The 19580-nt window shown below is 59.2% G+C and carries 19 protein-coding genes; 10 read left to right on the top strand and 9 right to left on the bottom strand.

What is annotated here, in order from left to right:
- Window positions 1–19: 19 nt before the first annotated feature.
- The gene (gene trxA / locus HBO11_RS09230; RefSeq protein WP_169951337.1) at window positions 20–892 is read left to right on the top strand and encodes a thioredoxin; all 873 of its coding nucleotides are present in this window, start codon (window positions 20–22) and stop codon (window positions 890–892) included.
- Here the strand turns inward: trxA and HBO11_RS09225 are convergent.
- Entirely contained in the window at window positions 889–1236 is a 348-nt protein-coding gene (locus HBO11_RS09225; RefSeq protein WP_169951339.1) for a hypothetical protein, read from the bottom strand. The genes trxA and HBO11_RS09225 overlap by 4 nt on opposite strands.
- A 135-nt stretch (window positions 1237–1371) precedes the next feature.
- Here HBO11_RS09225 and HBO11_RS09220 point away from each other — a divergent pair, with 135 nt between their 5' ends.
- From HBO11_RS09220 to HBO11_RS09200, 5 genes are all read left to right on the top strand, one after another.
- A complete protein-coding gene (locus HBO11_RS09220) occupies window positions 1372–1965 on the top strand; it encodes a DUF2796 domain-containing protein (protein ID WP_169951341.1) in 594 nt (197 codons plus the stop codon).
- A gap of 135 nt (window positions 1966–2100) precedes the next feature.
- Window positions 2101–2811 carry an ABC transporter ATP-binding protein gene (locus HBO11_RS09215; protein ID WP_169951343.1) on the top strand — a complete coding sequence of 237 codons (711 nt, stop codon included), beginning with the start codon at window positions 2101–2103 and terminating at the stop codon, window positions 2809–2811.
- 1 nt (window position 2812) lies between these two features.
- Window positions 2813–4078, top strand: a complete 1266-nt coding sequence (locus HBO11_RS09210) for an ABC transporter permease (RefSeq protein ID WP_169951345.1) — start codon at window positions 2813–2815, stop codon at window positions 4076–4078.
- Window positions 4079–4089: 11 nt separating this feature from the next.
- The gene (locus HBO11_RS09205) at window positions 4090–4608 is read left to right on the top strand and encodes a DUF3299 domain-containing protein (protein WP_169951347.1); all 519 of its coding nucleotides are present in this window, start codon (window positions 4090–4092) and stop codon (window positions 4606–4608) included.
- 246 nt (window positions 4609–4854) lie between these two features.
- Entirely contained in the window at window positions 4855–5553 is a 699-nt protein-coding gene (locus HBO11_RS09200) for an OmpW family outer membrane protein (RefSeq protein WP_029299417.1), read from the top strand.
- A 167-nt stretch (window positions 5554–5720) separates the two neighbouring features.
- On the opposite strand, the gene HBO11_RS09195 is transcribed toward HBO11_RS09200, so the two are convergent.
- Complete coding sequence (locus tag HBO11_RS09195) at window positions 5721–6605, bottom strand: sugar nucleotide-binding protein (protein WP_169951349.1); 885 nt, start codon at window positions 6603–6605, stop codon at window positions 5721–5723.
- A 304-nt stretch (window positions 6606–6909) separates the two neighbouring features.
- Between HBO11_RS09195 and HBO11_RS09190 the strand changes: the two genes are divergently transcribed.
- From HBO11_RS09190 to HBO11_RS09180, 3 genes are read left to right on the top strand one after another with little or no spacing between them, the layout of a single operon-like run.
- Entirely contained in the window at window positions 6910–7689 is a 780-nt protein-coding gene (locus HBO11_RS09190; RefSeq protein WP_169951352.1) for an endonuclease/exonuclease/phosphatase family protein, read from the top strand.
- Entirely contained in the window at window positions 7686–8930 is a 1245-nt protein-coding gene (gene clsB / locus HBO11_RS09185) for a cardiolipin synthase ClsB (protein WP_169951355.1), read from the top strand. The genes HBO11_RS09190 and clsB overlap by 4 nt, the downstream gene beginning before the upstream one ends.
- Complete coding sequence (locus HBO11_RS09180) at window positions 8927–9895, top strand: lysylphosphatidylglycerol synthase domain-containing protein (protein WP_169951357.1); 969 nt, start codon at window positions 8927–8929, stop codon at window positions 9893–9895. Before clsB ends, HBO11_RS09180 begins: the two co-directional genes overlap by 4 nt.
- A 6-nt stretch (window positions 9896–9901) precedes the next feature.
- Here HBO11_RS09180 and HBO11_RS09175 read toward each other — a convergent pair whose 3' ends face one another.
- From HBO11_RS09175 to HBO11_RS09165, 3 genes are all read right to left on the bottom strand, one after another.
- Window positions 9902–10657, bottom strand: coding sequence for an alpha/beta fold hydrolase (locus tag HBO11_RS09175; protein WP_169951359.1), 756 nt, complete (start codon window positions 10655–10657; stop codon window positions 9902–9904).
- Entirely contained in the window at window positions 10647–11756 is a 1110-nt protein-coding gene (locus HBO11_RS09170; protein ID WP_169951361.1) for a DUF3182 family protein, read from the bottom strand. Before HBO11_RS09170 ends, HBO11_RS09175 begins: the two co-directional genes overlap by 11 nt.
- 248 nt (window positions 11757–12004) lie before the next feature.
- The gene (locus HBO11_RS09165; protein WP_169951363.1) at window positions 12005–12988 is read right to left on the bottom strand and encodes a GlxA family transcriptional regulator; all 984 of its coding nucleotides are present in this window, start codon (window positions 12986–12988) and stop codon (window positions 12005–12007) included.
- Between the two features lie 96 nt (window positions 12989–13084).
- On the opposite strand from HBO11_RS09165, the gene HBO11_RS09160 reads away from it, so the two are divergent.
- On the top strand, window positions 13085–13642 hold the full coding sequence (locus HBO11_RS09160) for a cysteine hydrolase family protein (RefSeq protein WP_169951366.1): 558 nt from the start codon (window positions 13085–13087) through the stop codon (window positions 13640–13642).
- On the opposite strand, the gene tam is transcribed toward HBO11_RS09160, so the two are convergent.
- The 4 genes from tam to HBO11_RS09140 form a co-directional block, all read right to left on the bottom strand.
- Window positions 13632–14393 carry a trans-aconitate 2-methyltransferase gene (gene tam, locus HBO11_RS09155; RefSeq protein WP_169951368.1) on the bottom strand — a complete coding sequence of 254 codons (762 nt, stop codon included), beginning with the start codon at window positions 14391–14393 and terminating at the stop codon, window positions 13632–13634. The two genes, HBO11_RS09160 and tam, sit on opposite strands and share 11 nt — an antisense overlap.
- A 1032-nt stretch (window positions 14394–15425) precedes the next feature.
- Window positions 15426–16121: a hypothetical protein gene (locus HBO11_RS09150; protein WP_222936226.1), complete on the bottom strand. Its 696-nt coding sequence runs from the start codon at window positions 16119–16121 to the stop codon at window positions 15426–15428.
- A complete protein-coding gene (locus HBO11_RS09145) occupies window positions 16122–16706 on the bottom strand; it encodes a ComF family protein (RefSeq protein WP_170058878.1) in 585 nt (194 codons plus the stop codon).
- A 142-nt stretch (window positions 16707–16848) separates the two neighbouring features.
- Window positions 16849–19569, bottom strand: coding sequence for an AAA family ATPase (locus HBO11_RS09140; protein ID WP_262381024.1), 2721 nt, complete (start codon window positions 19567–19569; stop codon window positions 16849–16851).
- Window positions 19570–19580 lie beyond the last annotated feature (11 nt).

The raw sequence follows: 19580 nt of genomic DNA, 5'->3' as shown, positions 1-19580 counted from the left end.
GCTTTCTTCGAGATATCCCATGAGTGAGCCCACGCCCTACATTTTCGATGTCACCACCGCCACCTTCGACCAGGCTGTCATCGAAAACTCGTTCCACAAACCCGTGCTGGTGGATTTCTGGGCCGAATGGTGTGCGCCGTGCAAGGCGTTGATGCCGTTGCTGGCGCAGATTGCCGAGAGTTATCAGGGCGAGTTGCTGCTGGCCAAGGTCGATTGCGAAGCCGAGCAGGATATTGTCGCGCGTTTTGGTATCCGCAGCCTGCCGACCGTGGTGCTGTTCAAGGACGGCCAGCCGGTGGATGGGTTTGCCGGGGCCAAGCCTGAGTCTGAGATTCGCGCGCTGCTGGAGCCCCATGTGCAGATGCCGCCACCGGCTGAGGCGGATCCGCTGGAACAGGCCCAGGCGCTGTTTGCCGAAGGCCGGATCAGTGAGGCCGAGGCGGTGCTGGTGGCTTTGCTCGGTGAAGACAACACCAACGCCGCCGCGTTGATCCTTTACGCCCGCTGCCTGGCCGAGCGTGGCGAACTGGGCGAAGCGCAGGCCGTGCTCGATGCGGTCAAGAGCGACGCGCACAAGGCGGCCCTCGCCGGCGCCAAGGCGCAGATCACTTTCCTGCGCCAGGCGGCCGACCTGCCGGACACCGCTGACCTCAAGGCGCGCCTGGCGCAGAACCCGCAAGACGATGAAGCGGCGTATCAACTGGCCGTGCAGCAATTGGCCCGCCAGCAATACGACGCGGCGCTGGAAGGCTTGCTGAAGTTGTTTATCCGCAACCGCAGCTACAACGAAGGCCTGCCGCACAAGACGCTGCTGCAAGTGTTCGAGTTGCTGGGCAACGACCACCCGCTGGTCACGGTGTATCGCCGCAAGTTGTTCGCCGCGCTGTACTAATCCGCGATCCAACTGTACTGCGGCGTATCCCCGCCGCTGGACACCTTCACCTTGGCGCTATGGCGCAAGCGCACTAGCAGGCGCTTGCCGGCCTGGGCGCTGCCGGCCAGCGCTTCGAGGCGATCCGACAACTCCAACCCGCTGAGTTGCCCGGCCTCGCGCAGCAGGTCCTGGGCGGCCTGCCACAGGTTTTCATCCTGATTGACCGGCGCAGCGGCGGGCACTGCCTCCGGCGCCGGCGTGGCCGTCTGCAGGTGCACGCCCAACCGCGCCCAATCGCTGTCGTCCAGCTCCAGGGTCAAGTCCACGGGCAGCTCGCCGATGGTTCCACGAATTCGCATCATTGCTCGTCCTCCAGCACTTTTCTGACGAGCATGCTCCCACGCGTCTTGCGCAACGCCAAGCAGAGGGTCAAACTCTCGGCACTTTTGTTATAAGATCACATAACAAAATCTTCATTCACGCCCTGGAGTCTCCCTATGCGCCGCCTGTTGCTCGCTTTGCCGTTTGCCCTGTTGCCACTGGCCGCCCAGGCCGCCGACGAACATAACCACGATCATGACCATGAACATGGCAGCCTGGACGCCCACGAACACGGCGTTGGCCGCCTGAATGCGGTGCTGGACGGCAAGGCGCTGGAACTGGAGCTGGAAAGCCCGGCGATGAACCTGGTGGGTTTCGAACACCTGGCCACCACCGACGCCGACAAAGCCAAGGTCGCCGCCGCCCGCAAGCAGTTGGAACAACCGCTGGTGCTGTTCAGCCTGCCCAAGGCTGCCGGTTGCGTGGTCAGCACCCAGGAGCTGGAAAGCCCGCTGTTTGGCGACAAGCCAGACGATGATCATGACCACGCCACCGATGGCAAAGGCGCGGCCGCCCATGACCACGATCACAGTGAAATCCACGCTCACTACCAGTTCACCTGCGCCAACCCCACTGCGCTGAAAAATCTCGACCTGGCGAACATCTTCAAGACCTTCCCCGCCACCCAGAAAATTCAGGTACAACTGATCGGCCCAAGCGGCCAGCAGGGTGTTGAAGCAACGGCGGCTGCCGCGACCCTGAAATTCTGACCCCACACGGTTGATGTAGGAGCTGGCTTGCCTGCGATGGCATCGACGCGGTGTCACTGATACACCGCGTCGTCTGCATCGCAGGCAAGCCAGCGCCCACAGGTGACCGCGCTCTGCAGGTGATATTGAGTTCCCATGACCCAAGCACTGATCGAACTGTCCGACCTGGGCTTTAACTGGCCCGGTCACCCGCAGTTGCTGGACATCCCGGCGTTTCGCCTGGAGCCGGGGGAAACCCTGTTCCTCAAGGGCCCCAGCGGCAGCGGCAAAACCACCTTGCTCGGCCTGCTGGGCGGGGTGCAGACACCCAGCCGTGGCAGCATCCGCCTGCTGGGCCAGGAGTTGACCGACTTGTCGGCCGGCGCCCGTGATCGGTTTCGGGTCGACCACACCGGCTATATCTTCCAGCAGTTCAACCTGCTGCCGTTTCTCTCGGTCCGCGAGAACGTCGAACTGCCTTGCCACTTCTCCAAGCTGCGCGCGCAGCGGGCGATCCAGCGCCATGGCAGTGTCGACCAGGCCGCCGCGACCCTGCTCGCGCACCTGGGTCTCAAGGACCCGGACTTGCTCGGGCGCCGCGCCGATGCGCTGTCGATCGGCCAGCAACAACGGGTGGCCGCCGCCCGGGCATTGATCGGCCAGCCGGAACTGGTGATCGCCGACGAACCGACCTCGGCCCTGGACCACGACGCCCGGGAAGCCTTCCTTCAACTGTTGTTCGCCGAATGCCGCGAGGCGGGCGCCAGCCTGTTGTTCGTCAGCCATGACCAGAGCCTGGCTTCGCTGTTCGACCGCAACCTGTCGCTGGCCGAGCTCAATCGCGCCGCCACGCCGCTCGAGGTTTGAGATGTATTTGTTCCGTCTAGCCATGGCCAGCCTGGCAAACCGCCGCTTTACCGCGATCCTCACCGCCTTCGCCATCGCCCTGTCGGTGTGCCTGTTGTTGGCGGTAGAGCGCGTGCGTACCGAGGCCCGCGCCAGCTTTGCCAGCACCATCAGCGGCACCGACCTGATCGTCGGCGCCCGTTCCGGCTCGGTCAACCTGCTGTTGTACTCGGTATTTCGCATTGGCAACGCCACCAACAACATCCGCTGGGACAGCTTCGAGCACTTTGCCGCCAGCCCGCAGGTGAAATGGGCGATCCCCATGTCCCTCGGCGACTCCCATCGCGGCTACCGGGTGATGGGCACCACTCAGGCCTACTTCGAGCATTACCAGTACGGCCGCAAGCAAAACCTGCAATTGGCCAGTGGCCGCGCGTTTGATACCGACCCGTTTGAAGTGGTGCTCGGCGCCGAAGTGGCCGACGCCCTGCACTACAAGCTCGGAGACAAGCTGGTGCTGGCCCACGGCGTGGCGGTGGTCAGCCTGGTCAAGCACGATGACAAGCCGTTCACCGTGGTCGGTATCCTGCAACGCACCGGCACCCCGGTGGACCGCACGCTGCACATCAGCCTCGGCGGCATGGAGGCGATCCACATCGACTGGCACAACGGCGTGCCGGCCCAGGGCAAGGGCCGGATCAGTGCCGACCAGGCGCGTAACATGGACCTCACGCCGCAAGCCATCACCGCGTTTATGCTGGGGCTGAACAACAAGATTTCGACCTTTGCCCTGCAACGGCAGATCAACGAATTCCGTGGCGAACCGATGCTGGCGATCCTCCCCGGCGTGGCCCTGCAAGAGCTGTGGAGCATGATGGGCACCGCCGAAAAAGCGCTGTTCGTGATCTCGCTGTTTGTCGTGCTGACCGGGTTGATCGGCATGCTCACCGCAATCCTCACCAGCCTCAACGAGCGCCGCCGGGAAATGGCGATCCTGCGCTCGGTTGGCGCACGGCCGTGGCACATTGCGAGCCTGCTGGTTTTCGAGGCGTTCGCCCTGGCACTGGCCGGAGTGGTCGCGGGGGTCGGCCTGCTGTATGTGTGCATCGCCGCGGCCCGTGGCTATTTGCAGGCCAATTACGGCCTGGACCTGCCGCTGGCGCTGCCCAGCCCGTATGAATGGACGCTGCTCGCCGGTATCCTGGCCGCTGCCCTGCTGATGGGCAGCGTGCCGGCCTGGCGCGCCTATCGCCAATCGTTGGCCGATGGTCTGTCGATCCGTTTATGAGGAAGGCTTTGATGCGCCGTGCCCTGCTTGCGCTGTTATTGATGGCGGCCCTGCCCGCCTGGGCCGAGGCGCCCCGGGACTTGTCGTGGCAAGAAATGATTCCGCCGGATGCGCCGGTGGAAGTGCCGAATATGACGCCGCTGCACGACCTGTCGAACATGGCCGACGCCCTGTCGGCGGAAGCCGCGCCAGCGGCCAGGCAGGACTTGCCCAACGCGCCGGTGGTGGCGACCCTCAACGGCCAGCATATCCGCCTGCCGGGTTATATCGTGCCGCTGGAAGTCAGCGAGGCAGGCCGCACCACCGAGTTCCTGCTGGTGCCGTACTTCGGCGCCTGCATCCATGTGCCGCCACCGCCGTCGAACCAGATCGTGCATGTGCGCAGCGAGATCGGCGTGAAGCTGGAAGAGCTGTACCAGCCGTACTGGATCGAAGGCCAGATGCAGGTCAAGCCGTCCACCAGCGAATTGGCAGATGCTGGCTATCAGATGGAGGCCGAGAAGATCTACATCTATGAGTTGCCGGAATAGCACCACCAATCAAATGTGGGGCTTGTGTGGGAGCGGGCTTGTCGGGTCGCCGCATCGCCGCGATGGCGGCGGGTCAGCGACAAATGCAGCGACTGACAGTCTGCAATCGCGGGCAAGCCCGCTCCCACACTGTTGATTGGCGGCGGACTTGGCTGATCACCGTTTCATTGAGCTGAGTCAAAAGCCCCGCCGCAGCGATCTTTACCATTGGACACAGCCAACTAAAAACGTCCTTTGGAGCCACCCATGCACAAGTCACTGCTCAGCGCTTCCCTCTTCGCGCTTGCACTCGCCGCCCCTCTCGCCCATGCCCACGAAGCTGGCGACATCCTCGTTCGCGCCGGTGCCATCACCGTTAACCCAAAGGCCGACAGCGGCAGTGTCAAGGTTGACCAGGGTCCATTGGCCGGCACCAACCTGGGCGGCAAGGCGACCATGAGCAGCGACACGCAACTGGGCCTCAACTTCGCCTACATGCTGACCAACCACGTCGGTATCGAGCTGCTGGCGGCCACGCCGTTCGAGCATGATGTGAAGATCAAGAACACCGCCCTCGGCGCCGCCAACGGCAAGCTTGGTACCCTCAAGCACCTGCCGCCAACCCTGAGCGTCGTGTACTACCCACTGGACAGCAAGTCGGCGTTCCAGCCCTACGTCGGTGCCGGTATCAACTACACCTGGATCTATGACGAACACGTCGGCAGCCGCGCCCAGGGCGAAGGCTTCAGCAACTTCAAGGCCGAGAACTCCTGGGGCTGGGCCGCGCAGATCGGCGCGGACTACATGATCAACGACAAGTGGATGATCAACGGCCAGGTGCGCTACATCGACATCAGCACCAAAGCCACCGTGGACAACAACGCCCTGGCGGCGGGTACTCGTGCCAAGGTCAATGTGGACGTGGATCCAATGGTCTACATGGTGGGTATCGGCTACAAGTTCTAAGCACGACTTAACAAACGCCACAAAAAATGTGGGAGCTGGCTTGTGTAGGAGCTGGCTTGCCTGCGATAGCATCGCCTCGGTGTCTTTAATAGACCGAGGTGTCTGCATCGCAGGCAAGCCAGCTCCTACATAAGCCGAGCTTCCACATTTTTTTTGCGTTCTGTCAGCTAGTGATGCCGGTAGAAGCGGTCCAGCAACGCCGGCAGCCCCGCACGCCACGCCCGTGGCTTGATGCCGAATGTATGCAGGATCTTCTTGCAGGCCAGCACTGCGTGTTGCGGTTCGTCGGCGGCATCTGGCCGCGCGGCGTGGGCCTGGGCTGTCGGTGCTTCGACCGCCAGCGCATGGAAGTTACGCGCTTCGGTGAGGATCGCCTGGCCAAGGGCCACAGGGGTGGTCGCCTCTTGCCCCGCGTAATGGTAGGTGCCCCACAGCGGCGCCGCACAATCGAGCTGCTTGAGCACCGAGATAATCACCCGTGCCGCATCGTCTACCGGCGTCGGGTTGCCCCGTCGATCATCGGCCAACAACAACTCCTCGGGTTTCTCGGCACGCGCCAGGAAACGCCCGAGCGCGCCGTCGACACTGTCATCGAGCAACCAGCCAAAGCGCAGTAGCACATGTTGCGGGCAGGTCGCGCGTACGCTTTGCTCAATGCGCCATAACGCCTGGCCGCGCAGGCCCAGGGGCACGGGTTCGTCTTTTTCGCTGTAGGCGGTGGCGCGCGAGCCATCGAACACCCGATAGCTGGACGGTTGCAGCAGCGTGATGTTGTGGTGCTGGCACAGTTCCGCCAGGCGCTCGACAGCAGATTCCTGCCCGGCCAGGCGCGCCTCGTTCACGCTTTCGGCCTGGAACCAGTCGAAATAGTAGGCGAGATTGATCAAGGCATCGGGACGGGTGTCGTCGAGCAATTGGGTAAGGCTGGCGGCATCCCAGCCGTCTTGTGGCGGGCGCGGGGCGAGGAAACCGATATCTTCCTCTGCACCGAGGCGAATCAGCGCCTGCCCGAGGGCATTCCCGCCGCCCAGTAACATAAGGCGCATTCGCATAGATTGAGCAGGCCCGGTCTGTTTGGAACGATGGCTATTATCGACAGGCGTTGATGCCGTGCCGTTAGTATTTGCCAGAATCGTTGCATTTTGCGGGTTTGTAGCGCAACCGTCACTTACTAAGTGGCGTTGAGTGGCGCTGCTTCCTCTTCAATCTGTGGCACGCGCTGCGCGATTGACGGCACAAGGCTCAGGCGCCTTCAGAGGGAGTGCCGTTGGTAGGATCGTCGAAACTTTCGCGCCAGCACCACAGTCAGCCGTTAACGAACGGAGGCCACTGCCCCGCCAACCCACGGGAGCCACCATGGCTGTGATTCCAGAATGGGTGCCTGTCACGCCCAGCGCTGCCATCACCCGCTTCAAGGTGCTGACGGTCAATACCCACAAGGGCTTCACTGCCCTCAATCGACGCTTCATCCTGCCGGAGTTGCGCGAGGCGGTGCGCGGTGTGGCGGCCGACGTGGTGTTCCTGCAGGAGGTGCACGGCACCCATGAGCACCATCCCCGGCGCTACAGCAACTGGCCGAGCATGCCCCAGTATGAGTTTCTCGCCGACAGCATCTGGCCGCAGTTCGCCTACGGGCGCAACGCGGTGTATCCCCATGGTGACCATGGCAATGCGTTGCTGTCGAAATTCCAGATCATTCGCTATGACAACCTCGACATCTCCCAGAGCGGCCACGAAAGCCGCGGGCTGTTGCATTGCATCCTGCGCCTGCCCGGCACCGGCCAGGAGGTACATGCCATTTGCGTGCACCTGGGTTTGCGCGAGGTGCACCGCCAACAACAGCTGAAATTACTGGCCCGGCGGGTTGCCGAGATTCCCGGCGAAGCGCCGCTGATCGTCGCCGGTGACTTCAATGACTGGCGCCAGCAGGCCGACCTGAGCCGCAGCGGCCTTAAGGAAGTGTTCGTGCAGGCCCACGGCAAGCCGGCGCGTACGTTCCCGGCGCGCCTGCCACTGCTGGCGCTGGACCGCATTTATGTGCGCAACCTCAAGGCCCATCAGCCGCAAGTGCTGACGGCGCGCCCCTGGTCGCACCTGTCGGATCACGCACCGCTGTCGGTGGAGATTGAGTTATGAACAGCGCCGTGGAGCACATCGCCACCGACCAGCCACCGGGTGACGCCAGGGCCAGGGACCTGGACTACGGCTGGCAGGCCGGTAACCAGGTGCAATTGCTGGAAAACGGCGAGGCGTACTTCCCCAAGGTGTTCGAGGCCCTGCGCCAGGCCCGCCAGGAAATCCTCCTGGAGACCTTTATTCTGTTCGAAGACAAGGTCGGCCATGAACTGCACGGGATTCTGATCGAAGCCGCGCAGCGTGGGGTGAAGGTGGTGGTCAGCCTCGATGGCTTTGGCTGTGGCGAACTGAGCCCCGGGTTTCTCGGCGAGTTGGCCCAGGCCGGGGTCACGGTGCAGATGTTCGACCCGGCGCCCAAGACCCTGGGGGTTCGCACCAACTGGTTTCGCCGCCTGCATCGCAAGATCGTGGTGGTAGACGCGGCAGTGGGGTTTATCGGCGGGATCAATTTTTCCGCCGACCATCTGGCGGACTTCGGCCCCGAGGCCAAGCAGGATTATGCGGTGCAGGTGATCGGGCCGGCGGTGGCGGACCTGCATCACTTTGCCCTCGCGCAAAGCGGCCGCCCGGTGCGCATGCGGCGCGGTTGGCGGCGCCGGCAACAACCTGCCTGGGCTGCGGAGGAAGGTGACGGCCTGGTGCGCCTGATCTACCGCGATAACCTGCAACACCGCTCGGATATCGAAGAAGCCTACCTGCACGCCCTGCGCTACGCCCGCCAGCGCGTGGTGATCGCCAATGCCTACTTCTTTCCCGGTTATCGCCTGCTGCGCGAATTGCGCAATGCCGCGCGGCGCGGCGTGCAGGTGCAGTTGATCATGCAGGGCCAGCCGGACGTGCTGCTGGCCAAGCTGGCGGCGCGCATGCTCTATGACTATCTGCTCAAGGAAGGCGTGGTGATCCACGAGTATTGCCAGCGCCCACTGCACGGCAAGGTGGCCCTGGTGGATGAGCAATGGAGCACCGTGGGCTCGAGCAACCTCGACCCGTTGAGCCTGTCGCTGAACCTGGAAGCCAACGTGCTGATTCGTGACCGAGGGTTCAATCAACTGTTGTTCGAGCGCCTGCAAGACCTGAGCCGCAACCACTGCAAGACCATGCCGGAAAACCGCAGCCCCCGCGGCTGGTTGTGGCGGGTGACCGTGGGGTTTGTGGTGTTCCATGTGCTGCGCCATTTCCCGGCCTGGACCGGCTGGCTGCCCGCGCATAAACCGCGTTTGAAACCCTTTGTGCATCCATGAGCCAAGCCCGCGCGGATGATGCCCGCCCCCATGCGTTCAAACGCTGGAAGAAGCCGCTGACCGTCGCGTTCTTTGTGCTGCTGATTGTGCTGTTTACCCTGCTCGCGCGGCGTATCGACTGGAGCGAAGTGTTCGACACCCTCGGCGACTTCAAGCTGCGCACCCTGTGGATCGCAGCCGGGCTGACCCTGTGCAGCTTCCTCGTGTATGCGTGCTTTGACCTGATTGGCCGAACCTACATCCGCCAGCCCTTGCGCTGGAAACAGATCCTGCCGGTGGGCATCATCAGCTATGCGTTCAACCTCAACCTCAGCGCCTGGGTCGGCGGGATTGCCATGCGCTATCGGCTGTATTCGCGGCTGGGGGTGAGCAACGGCAACATCGCGAAAATCCTTGGCTTGAGCCTGGCCACCAATTGGTTTGGCTATATGGCCCTGGCCGGCGTGGTGTTCAGCAGCGGCCTGGTGACCATGCCGCCGGGCTGGAAGCTCAGTAGCGGCGCGTTGCAAGGTGTCGGGGTGTTGCTGGTATTGGCAAGCCTCGGCTATCTGGCTGCCTGTCAGTTCTCGAAGAAGCGCGCCTGGTCGATTCGCGGGATCGAGATCAACCTGCCGTCGCTACGCATGGCGTGCCTGCAACTGGCGCTCGGCGCGCTGAACTGGTCGCTGATGGCAGCGGTGATTTTCACCTTGTTGCCGGCGAAGCTGGACTACCCGCTGGTGCTGGGGGTGTTGCTGATCAGTGCGATTGCCGGCGTGGTCACGCACATTCCGGCCGGCCTTGGCGTGCTGGAGGCGGTGTTTATCGCGCTGCTGCAACATGAGGCCTCACGGGGCAGCTTGCTCGCCGGTTTGATTGCCTACCGGGCGATCTATTTTATCTTGCCGCTGCTGATCGCCCTGGTGATGTACCTCGCGGTGGAGGCGAAGGCCAAGGCCTTGCGGGTGAAAAAAACACCGGCGTGAAACGCATCATTGGGATTGGATGATGCTCAACCGCTCGCCCACCACCATCTCGGTGATCCAGTCCACCAGGATCGAGGTGTAGGCCTGCTGGGATACCGGGTCGCTCAATGAATGATCGCCACCGTCGATGATCCGGTGCGTCAGCGAATGGGTCTGCTGGCACGCAGCCCGGTAGCTCATGATGGTGGCGTGGGGCACATGGTCATCCGTTTGTGATTCGACAATCAGCACATCCCCGGTAAATGCGGCGCAGGCGTGCAGCGCGCGATTGGTCTCGGCCTGCACCAGGGTGCTGCGGTAATCCATCAGGTCGGCTTTATCCAGGTCGCGCTTGGGGGTGTGCCATTGCTGGTCGCGATACAGCGCCGGCACCCGCAGTGCGAGCCAGCGCACCGGGCGCAATGAGGTGAGGATCGCCGCCAGGTAGCCGCCATAACTGGTGCCCACCACCGCCACCGCCGAGGTATCGATGGCCGGGTGCGCCAGCAGTCGATCATAGGCCGCCAGCAAGTCCCGCAGGTTGTCGTCCCGGGTGACCCGCGACAAGGGAATGCCGTTGCCAGCATGCCCGCGCAGGTCAAAGGTCAGGCACACACAGCCAAGGCCGGCGATGCCCTTGGCCCGTTCCAGGTCACGCTCCTGGCTACCGCCCCAGCCATGCACAAACAACACCCCTGGCACTTTTGACTTGGGACTGAGGAAGGTGGCGCTCATCTGTTCGTCGTCGATATCAATGGTGATGGTTTCGCTTCTAGCCGTCATAGGATTTGACCGTTACGTACTTGAGAAGAAAGTCGCTGTTTTCTGCCGGGCCGCGATAAATCTCGATGGCATTGGCGGGCAAGGACTGCTCGATATAGGTCTCTACGGACGAGACGCGAATCGCACGCAGGCCGGGGTCGTTGATAAAACTCTGCAATGCCGCCACCTCCGCGCTGCTGGCACCGCCCATGCGCCAGGATTGCTCGAGCACCCCGCTGCGGCGCTGGCCTTGGCTGTCCAGGCCCTGGGCGATGTCGTAATTGCGCCGCGAGGCATAGAAACCAGGATAGGCCTCATCGGCGGCGTTATCGAAGACTTGTGCCTGCTCAATGGCCAGGCGCACGTCCTCGTTGAGCGCCAGGGCCAGCAATGCTTCGTAATAACCCGGCACCACCAGCAGGTCGGAGCCGCCGTAGACCGCCTCGCCCTGCCCGTCCTGGGTCAGGTACTGCTCGCCGCAGTAACTGAATACATGCCCGCCGATAAAGCTCTGGCCGACACTGTGGGTCACTACGTCCTGCAGGTCTTGCTCCAGCACCACGCCTTGGTCGAACAGCTGCGCTGCATCGGCACGGGCGAGGATTGCATGCAATTGCTCGAGGTTGTCGACCACCTCCTGACCACGACCGGCGCAAGCATGTACCGGCTTCAGGCGAATCGGCCCGAGCGCCAGCAACTGGATGGCGGCAGCGCGGGCATCTTCCACGCCATACACACTCCAGCCGTCGAGCACCACGGCGCGCACCCGCTCGGCAAACAGCGGCGACCAACCCTCGGGCGCCAGGGCAGCCGTGTGGTGCAAGCCATGGGTGATGGCCTTGGTGCAGATGAAATCGTGGTCCACATAACCGCCCCACAAATCCTCCGGCCCCTTCACCCCCAGGCTGAGTGCCTGGGCCGGCCCGACCAGGGTCTGGGTAGGCAGCAGGTACAGATCGGTATGGGCATGCAGCTCGGCGCTGTAGCTGCCGCCGTAGTCGAGCCCGAGGATCTGCGCCAGCCAGCGAGCGAGGGCGCGGTTGCTTTCCACTTCATGGAGTGGGGCATCGGGCCGGACCGAGTGCGCCACCACGATCTTTTTGCGGTTGGTCGGGGTCATGCGTCCCCCTTGTGCAAGGCTTGCGGGTGTGTATCGCAAAGGTTGCAGGGATCAGGCCAAGGCGCGACTCAGGCAAAGGGTTGGTGGATCAAGCGGTTAGGGGAAGAGCAGTGGCATTTGGCCTGCTTCATTTTGCACGAAGGGCGATGGAGCGGCCGGCGTTCTGCACGATCCAGGGCGCGCAGGCGATCAAAAATGTGGCGGCGGGCTTGCTCGCGCCCACATTGGTGGGGTGGCGTGTCCGGCAATCAAGCGGGGGCCTTCACGCCAAATCGGTTGCGGTAATCGCTGGGCGCAAGGCCGGTGATTTTCTTGAAGATCGCGCGAAAGGCGCTCGGGTCTTGATAACCCACGGTCCAGGCAATCTGATCAATGGTGGTATTGGTGAACTCCAGCATCTGCCGCGCCTTGCCGACCCGCAGGTGCTGGCAGTATTGGGTGGGTTTCAAGCCGGTGGCATTGCGAAAACGGCGTAGGAAGGTGCGCTCCTCCAGACCGGCCGCCTGGGCCATCGCCGCAAGCGAGACATCCACCGCACCACTGGCCTGCAACGCGTGCTGGACCTTGAGGATCGCTCCGTCACCATGGCTGAGGATCGGTGCAAAATTGCTGCCGCACTGGCTGGCGCTGTCGCTGTGCTCAATCACCAGAAAGCGCGCGGTGTCGGCGGCGATGCTGGGGCCCATGAGACGGTCGACCAGGCGCAGGCCCAGTTCGGACCAGGCCATCAGCCCGGCGGTGGTGATCAAGTCGCCGTCGTCGACTATGGGTTTGTCGGCCTCCAGGCGCACCGCAGGAAACCGGCTGGCGAAGGTGTTGGCCGAAGACCAGTGGGTGGTGGCGCTGCGCCCATCGAGCAAACCACTGCGCGCCAGCATGATCGAACCGATGCACACGCCTCCCAGCACGGTGCCGGCCGCATGTTGCTGGCGCAGCCAGTGCAGCAGCGCGGGCGGCGCCTGCTCTTCGCAAAACTCGCCAATCGACGGCGGCACCAGCACGGCCATCAGGGGTTGATCGGGGCCGGGCTGGCTGTCGAAACCTCGAACAGGGGTACCATCGTCATTGACCTGCCAGTGGCTGACACGTAACAAGGGCAACTGCTGGCTCTGATGCTCGGCGGCAATGCGATTGGCGACGCCAAACAAGTCGGTCAAGCCATGTACTGCGGCCATCTGCGCACCGCGATAAATCAGCACGCCGAGCTCGACGATCGAGCGTTCCAGAGCCATTGTCAGTTTTCCCCCTGTTATTGTCGGTACGGCCAATCCCCGTGCCACGCGCCAGTCACGATACTGGGCGCATCAACCCATCACGAGAACATACACATGGCCAAGCAAGCACTTATCCTAATCGATATCCAGAACGACTACTTCCCCCAGGGCAAGTGGCCATTGACCGGCGTGGAAGCGGCGGCCGACAGGGCGCAACAGGTGCTCCAGGCATTTCGCCAGGCCGGCGACGCGGTGATCCACGTGCGCCATGAGTTCACCTCCGAGGATGCGCCCTTCTTCACCCCAGGCTCCGAAGGCGCACATATACATGCCAAGGTGCAGAACGAAAACGACGAGCCGGTGGTGCTCAAGCATTTTGTAAATGCGTTTCGCCAAACCAACCTGCGCGAGGTGCTGGAACAACGCAGCATCACCGACCTGGTGGTGGTCGGCAGCATGAGCCACATGTGCATTGACGCAGTGGTTCGGGCAGCAGCGGACTACGGCTACAACGTGACGGTGATCCATGACGCCTGTGCCACGCGCGACCTGGAATTCAATGGCAAGACCATTGCCGCCGCCCAGGTACATGATGCCTACATGGCATCGCTGGCATTTGCCTATGCCAGCGTGGTGTCGGCGGATGAGTTCCTGAAGACTGTCAGCGCGTAGCGATAATGAACAGCCGTGGAAACGGTAGCAACACTGTGCCATCGGCCAGGGCCGGGTAAGCCTCGCGGATGCGCGCCAGGTAGGCGTCGAGGAAGGCGCCTTTCGCGGCCGCATCCAGCGGCGCCAGGAATGGCCGCAAGCCCGTGCCCTTGAACCACTCCACCACCGCCTCATGACCGGTGAGCGGGTGGTAATAGGTGGTGTGCCATACATCCACGGTGCTGCAATGTTTGCTCAACAACTCGTAGTAATAACTCGCCGGGTGACGCGCTTCATGTTTGACCGCGCCGATCTTGCCCGCCCAAGGGCCTTGCGCTGCCACCTCACGGGCCAGGCGGTGAGCCGGCTCGTTGAGGTTATCCGGGGTTTGCACCGCCAGCGTCCCGCCCGGCGTCAATTGCGCCACCAGGTGTGGATAAAGGCTGGTGTGGTCCGGCACCCATTGCAGTGAGGCGTTGGCGAGGATCACATCGAACTGTTGCGCAGGCTTCCAGGCGCCGATATCGGCCAATTCAAAGTTAAGTGCCGGCAACCGCTCGCGGGCACTAACCAGCATGTCCTGCGAGCTGTCCAAGCCGGTAATCGTCGCCTGGGGGAAACGCCCGGCCAACACCTCGGTGGAATTGCCCGGGCCACAACCCAGGTCGACCGCCGTTCGCACATCGCCCGCGGGGATGGCGGCGACCAGGTCCTGGACGGGACGGGTGCGCTGTTGTTCAAACATCGAATACTGCTTGGCAGACCAGGTCATCGGGGCTTCCTTCTTGGGTAAGGGAATGCGCTACAGCCTAAGTCTTGTGGCGCCCTGGGACAAATGCCAGGGCTCGGGACTTTGCCCACTCAAAAACAAGAAACCCCCGAGGCAAATGCCAGCGGGGGTTCCTGGTGTTACTGGATAGTCCGTGCCGAGGTGGCCCTAGAAAGGTTGTAGCCACCACAAAGTCTAGTGCTTTCGGCGAGTGAGTGAGTGACCCCATATAATACGGCCACATCCCTCCGATGAACCTGTACCAAGAAAACAATACGTAAAGAATAATGTAAGGTTTTTGCTAAAAAAGCGCTTTTCACTATGAAATACTTTACAAAGTATAGCACCCACATTTCGCTTCGCCTCCATGTCAACGAAGCCGCCCATCAGCAGAGCAAGCTTGTGCATTTTTAGGCCGAGATGCCGCCTACTGACATGAAGCTAGCCCTGCTGAGGATCATCGCTGCAATACGCTGTCCACGAGGGTGTAGGTTGCTAGCATCCGCTAGTGACTGTGTAGCTGGAGCTAGAGCTAGAGCTAGAGCTAGACATTTAGCTTGGCTTTCAGTTTGAGCTTAGCGGTATCGGCTGCCATGGTGCTTGGCATAGCTGCATCGCTATGCTCGTTCGGAATGGAAAAACCTCCGGCTGTAAAAATGCAAGCTATAGTGTCAAAGCGCCACGCTCCGTGCCGAATTTTTAAGCACGTATGAAGTGCGATGACACGCACATATAAACCAAAGAGAGAGAATCATATGAGTATCAAACCCGGACCTAAACCAATAGCTGAATCTACTGGCAAAGAAGATCAGCGCCGACGTGTTACACCCGAGAACAAACCCAAACACCCCGATCTGGATGTACACAAGCATAGAAAAGGTAAGTGACCCATAAAGCTTCGAGTTGCATCGCGAGGCTTTCAAAATGAACCCAATCGATTGCTAGTAGAAAAATGATGACTTTTGAATCACAAAAAGCCGCTATCTGCGGCTTTTTCGTGATCACCACTTAAAAATAACCCAATGATTCGCGCCTCTAGTACTTTGCAAACATATCATCAATAGGCGCTTGGATTTCCTCTATTCGCAACTTTAAATCCGCAATAGATTTTTCATGCTGTGCAATTGCAACTTGATGATCTTCTATCATTTTTTTTAAATTACCCAACTCAGTTTCAGGCAACTCATCCGAGTTCGTCCCTTCGAGCAAACTCATAGTTTTATTAAGCGATATTTTTTTATCGGCCTCAACAAATGAATCATAATCCATTTGATTTACCAATGTTTTCAAATCGGAAACACTAGACACATTAAGAAACGCTTTTCTTGAAGAAACATAAACTACAGATTTCTTTTTTTTCTTCAACAATTCTATAACATTGCTTAATGTCCCAGTGCTTTTGCAGTCCCAAACCATAAGCCCAAAATCGGAATCATCAGCCATTTTTAAATCTTTTGCAGTAAAATATGCCCTAGATTTTGCCTTAACTGGTGGTTCAACATTTACAACAGGCCACGAGCCATCGTTATTTCTAGGCGAATCACCAGTACAATAAACTGTAACTGATGGAAAGTTATTCTTTATAAGATACTGCTGGACTGACTTATCAACTCCTCCAGCATCACCTATCAGAACCTTTACACCAGACGACATGACATTATCCAACCTAGATTTTACTTTATCATCCAAGTTTTTAATCTTGATTGAACCAGATATGAAAACTGTTGACATTTAATGCCTCCGGGTCAAAGCAACAATAGAGATACTCTTAATGTTAGTATACTTTCGCAGCTCTGTACAGGCAGCTTCAAGAGAAGCTCCAGTATCATACAAATCGTCAATCACGAGAATATTCCATGGCCCTGCATTAAGTCTAGCACGAGCTTCAAAACAGCCCTTGAGAGCATCTACACGTTCCCCATAAGACTCAAGATCCTTCATGACTCCTGTAGACTTTATCTTAACCAATACATCTTCGGTGTAAAAAACCCCTAAAATCTGAGCAACTTTTTTAGCGACCTCATAAACTGGCTGCTGTGCCCTTTTTTTGCTTGCCGGCATAGGTACAACCACATGAATTTTCGGAAACATGTCATCTTGTAGAGCTTTAATCACAGCCTGAGCTAAAGAATCGACTTTGGTAAAATCTGATCGATACTTAAGTAGAAATACCTCTTCACCAATAAGTGTTCTTTCCGTGTCAAATTGCATATACCCTTGCGCGTTCGGACCAATCGGCACACTTTTAACTATATGCTTATCTAAGCTAACAGCATGATCCCACGCGCTGGTCTTTGGTATTATTTTAATAACCATTTTTTCTTCCCTGTATTTTGACTTTCCAGAAAATAACTCTTGCCCTTGGGGCTACCGCTAATCTACTACCGAACTCATACGTAACTGTGGCCTACAACTGCTAAATGGCCACTGCGCCCGCTGTGACCAACAATCGCAAGTGCTAGGCTCCGAAAAGCTTTTTACGCTGATCCGTCCTTTCTCCGCGCAGCTTTTGATATGCGGATCGCCTTTTCCCCGCCTCTCCAACCAGCTGCAATATCAAACCGATATCACTTAACAGTTCTTCCCGAGTAGGGAGCGGCAACTGGCGTTCGCCGGGGGTGTCGTGCGCTTCGGTCGCCTCACATGCCCTACCGTAGATGTCCAATAATTGCTCCCATTCTGCCGAAGGGTGTCCAATAACTGCACCGAACGCCTCTACGCTCACAATATCGCTGAAAGGTTGAACCGTATTGTTCATGAACACCTCCCGTATTGCGCGTTCGATGGTGCCCCTAAGACTTGAGTAGCCGGCTGCAATTTCTCGTTCGAGATCATCATCAGGGTAGCTATCGTCAACCGCATTCAAAGCTGTTGCTCGGTTTCTTAGGTCAGTCAATCGAGCTTTGGTATCCATTGCGGCCCACGTCAAGCCTTCGCTTACTAGCCCTGGCGATTCATCCCAGCCGATGGTCTTGTAGCTTGCAGAGCGATCAGAGCGCTGGAGAGCCATGGCAAGCTCAGTCAAGAACACTGCATCATGTGTGAAAACTAAAACCTGTCGTGCATCAGATAGCCCAACCAATCGCCGTGCAATAGCGCGCCGATATGAGTGGTCCAGCGAGGTCGATGGATCATCGAATATTACAGTGGATGTATGGGGCAAGGATTCGAGTTCAGCGAGGAACATAGCCATCCCTAACGCCCGCTGCTCGCCTTCGGATAGAACCCTTGATGCTTTGGTCGTAATGTCTTTCAGCCGCAGCGTAACCTTAGTCACTCCAAGCTCAGTACGCCCGCTCAGATCAGGTTGCACTCTGCGCTTGTACCCTAGCGCTTTCAATTCAGCATTCATCGTTGCGGCTAAGGCCTCGGTCACATGCGCCCCGGCCAGTTGGGTGAGCTTGCGAGAGACGGTGGCTGGATTCAGAGCAGTGTGGCAACGACTCAAGGTAGCGTGCGTCTGGCTGTCCTGAATAAATCGTTCGACTGTGGCGAATTGATCTGACAGCCGCTGCCGAGATTCTAGCTCTGCAAGTTCTTTGGTTAAAGCAAGACGAACTTCCGGATCGGCGGACGCCCGTAGAGTCGCTGCATCCGCACGTAGCGAGGCAGCCTTGAGTGCTAATTCAGCATTCAGATTTATCTCTTGAGGGACTGGTTCAGCGCCAGTAGGTAAATCCCCGTCTTGCAGCGCCTTGCTCACCCAGGAGTGCCTAACGCTCCAGACAGAAGTTGCGGCAGTAAGAGCACTGTGTAAATCCGGAAGGCGCTCTGCGAGTTCAGATAGCGTAGGTGCGTCCATGATAGTGAGATTCACTGCGTTCACTTTCCGCAGCGCAGCTAGACGAGCATCGTTAGCGGCCTGAGCATCAGCAGTCGCGCTATCTGAAACGAATTCTGCGAAACGGAGCATACGCTCCACTGCATCTTCGGAGTAAGGCTGCTGACAAAGCAAACATTGTGAGCCCGGCTCCAAATGAGGAAAATGAAGTCCAGGGTATGCCAACTGCTGAGAAAATGATTCGGCGGCGCGGTACAGCGTCTGCCAAAGCACATCTCCAGTGCCCGGCAGGAGTGATGCAAAATTCGAATCAGAAGTTAGAATATCCGTAACTTCTTCTGAGGGTACGGGCCCACGGAGGCGGGCTTGCGCCAACTGCATCGCCATATGAGATGCTTTCTCGGTAGCAATGAGTTCCTTCACTCGTCCAACTGCTCGGTCGCTAACCCAAGGCTGGACCTGCTCGACCCGAGCTTGAGCCTGATCTAGTCGGGTCGCTAAACGTTCAAAGGCTGCTATTCGGGGGCTGGAATCAGTTTCCAATAAATTTTGCTTCAGAAATTGAAGCCTTTGAAGCTCCGCCTCGCTAACCGTTCCCAAGCGAGCTAGGTCTTCATAGCTTGAATTAGCACCGAGCGTATTGATGTAACGACCTACCGCAGTATTTCCTTTCAGAGATTCAAACTGCGTGGCATTCAGCACCAAAGCATTGCGTTCACCTCCGATTCGAGCCTGCAAGTCACGCTGAAGTAGCACCAGACGGGTGAGTTGGGTCAACCCGTATGGTTGAAATGCCGGGATGCCTTCAGCATCAATGTAGTCGGCGGCACAGGCAACGTCATACACAGAAACCGAACTCAGATGTGGATGCGCTGGTTCGCCCTGAACCCATCGGGCCGTAGCCGCAACACCATCCACCAGAATAGAAAACTCGCCAGATGGAGCCCGACTAGAACTTACCGTGTTGAAGGCATTGGGCAGTACGTCAACACGATGCCGAGCTTTGCATGCGTTTTTGAAGACGCGAGCATAACCAGACTTACCTGCCCCGTTGCTGCCAAATAATACGGTCATACCTTCCGGAACGAGGTTCAGGCTGCGGCCAGAGGGGAAACCATTTACCTGATCTAGCCCAGATACCCCAACCAGTCGCACAGTGGCACCGCTACCGGCACCTGGTACGTCAGCTAGCGAAAATAGCGTTGCATCCGGTGAAGCCGAGCCCAGCCTTTCTTCGTCCCGGACCAACTGCAAAACAGCGTCGACGTCATCTTGAGATAGATCTGGCTGGGCGAAAATGCGACGCAACGCATCCTGTTGCCACGTCTTTAGCCCTTGAGCCCATGTAATGATTTCCTCTAGCAGCGACATAGCAATCTCCTTTGCATGAGTCTCCAATTAGAGGTTGC

Source organism: Pseudomonas sp. WS 5010, assembly GCF_012985565.1.
Lineage (GTDB): Bacteria > Pseudomonadota > Gammaproteobacteria > Pseudomonadales > Pseudomonadaceae > Aquipseudomonas.
This window is presented reverse-complemented; position numbering and strand designations above follow the sequence as displayed.

Coding starts and splice junctions, on each gene's coding strand:
- trxA (WP_169951337.1), top strand. CDS start 20: ATGAGTGAGCCCACGCCCTACATTTTCGATGTCACCACCGCCACCTTC.
- HBO11_RS09225 (WP_169951339.1), bottom strand. CDS start 1,236: ATGATGCGAATTCGTGGAACCATCGGCGAGCTGCCCGTGGACTTGACC.
- HBO11_RS09220 (WP_169951341.1), top strand. CDS start 1,372: ATGCGCCGCCTGTTGCTCGCTTTGCCGTTTGCCCTGTTGCCACTGGCC.
- HBO11_RS09215 (WP_169951343.1), top strand. CDS start 2,101: ATGACCCAAGCACTGATCGAACTGTCCGACCTGGGCTTTAACTGGCCC.
- HBO11_RS09210 (WP_169951345.1), top strand. CDS start 2,813: ATGTATTTGTTCCGTCTAGCCATGGCCAGCCTGGCAAACCGCCGCTTT.
- HBO11_RS09205 (WP_169951347.1), top strand. CDS start 4,090: ATGCGCCGTGCCCTGCTTGCGCTGTTATTGATGGCGGCCCTGCCCGCC.
- HBO11_RS09200 (WP_029299417.1), top strand. CDS start 4,855: ATGCACAAGTCACTGCTCAGCGCTTCCCTCTTCGCGCTTGCACTCGCC.
- HBO11_RS09195 (WP_169951349.1), bottom strand. CDS start 6,605: ATGCGAATGCGCCTTATGTTACTGGGCGGCGGGAATGCCCTCGGGCAG.
- HBO11_RS09190 (WP_169951352.1), top strand. CDS start 6,910: ATGGCTGTGATTCCAGAATGGGTGCCTGTCACGCCCAGCGCTGCCATC.
- clsB (WP_169951355.1), top strand. CDS start 7,686: ATGAACAGCGCCGTGGAGCACATCGCCACCGACCAGCCACCGGGTGAC.
- HBO11_RS09180 (WP_169951357.1), top strand. CDS start 8,927: ATGAGCCAAGCCCGCGCGGATGATGCCCGCCCCCATGCGTTCAAACGC.
- HBO11_RS09175 (WP_169951359.1), bottom strand. CDS start 10,657: ATGACGGCTAGAAGCGAAACCATCACCATTGATATCGACGACGAACAG.
- HBO11_RS09170 (WP_169951361.1), bottom strand. CDS start 11,756: ATGACCCCGACCAACCGCAAAAAGATCGTGGTGGCGCACTCGGTCCGG.
- HBO11_RS09165 (WP_169951363.1), bottom strand. CDS start 12,988: ATGGCTCTGGAACGCTCGATCGTCGAGCTCGGCGTGCTGATTTATCGC.
- HBO11_RS09160 (WP_169951366.1), top strand. CDS start 13,085: ATGGCCAAGCAAGCACTTATCCTAATCGATATCCAGAACGACTACTTC.
- tam (WP_169951368.1), bottom strand. CDS start 14,393: ATGACCTGGTCTGCCAAGCAGTATTCGATGTTTGAACAACAGCGCACC.
- HBO11_RS09150 (WP_222936226.1), bottom strand. CDS start 16,121: ATGTCAACAGTTTTCATATCTGGTTCAATCAAGATTAAAAACTTGGAT.
- HBO11_RS09145 (WP_170058878.1), bottom strand. CDS start 16,706: ATGGTTATTAAAATAATACCAAAGACCAGCGCGTGGGATCATGCTGTT.